The organism is Flavobacterium sp. LMO6, from assembly GCF_009495795.1.
Taxonomy (GTDB): domain Bacteria; phylum Bacteroidota; class Bacteroidia; order Flavobacteriales; family Flavobacteriaceae; genus Flavobacterium.
The window spans coordinates 1-882 of record NZ_WIBH01000052.1; the positions used below are offsets into that span (position 1 = coordinate 1).

Annotated in this window: 1 protein-coding gene; it reads left to right on the plus strand. The window is 39.7% G+C overall.

Annotation, left to right across the window (positions count from 1 at the left end; translation table 11 throughout):
• The coding region (locus GFJ99_RS13500) for a PKD-like domain-containing protein (RefSeq protein ID WP_305069021.1) at positions 1-882 on the plus strand (882 nt) is incomplete at both ends.

An 882-nucleotide genomic window follows, 5' to 3' on the forward strand; every position in this document is an offset into this window, starting at 1 on the left:
CAACAGTAGGAGTTGCAGGAGTAATTTCAGGCATGACAGTTGGAACAAGTTATACCGTAACAGCAACCAATGGTGGATGTACATCAGTAGCATCAGCAAGTTTTAGCAATGCGGCACAATTACCAACACCAGCAGTACCAACTATCACATCAGTTGCTGCTAGTTGTTCAGCAGCTGGAAGTTCTACAATATCAAACTACAGCGCTTCTAACACATACACATTTACACCAGCAGGTCCAACAGTAGGAGTTGCAGGAGTAATTTCAGGCATGACAGTTGGAACAAGTTATACCGTAACAGCAACCAATGGTGGATGTACATCAGTAGCATCAGCAAGTTTTAGCAATGCGGCACAATTACCAACACCAGCAGTACCAACTATCACATCAGTTGCCGCTAGTTGTTCTGCTGCAGGAAGCTCAACAATATCAAACTACAGCGCATCTAACACATACACATTTACACCAGCAGGTCCAACAGTAGGAGCAACAGGTTTAATCTCAGGCATGATTCTAGGAACAAGTTATACGGTAACTTCAGGAAATGGATTTTGTACATCATTAGCATCTATTCCTTTCGATAACCAAGATATGGGAACACCAACCATCACAAACATATCATATAGTTCAAATATTTGTTCAGTAAGTTCAACTGATATTGTTTTAAGTAGTGACATTATTGGAACAACTTATTCATGGAGCGCAACGGTATCTAATATTACGGGTTCATATGTAACTAATGGTACAGAAGCGGATATCAATCAGATAGCGATATTAAATAATCCTGAAACAATAGGAACTATAACAATGACTATAATTCCATATGCCAATGGATGCGATGGAACGCCGAGAACAATAGAAATTACAGTTAATCCTAATCCAG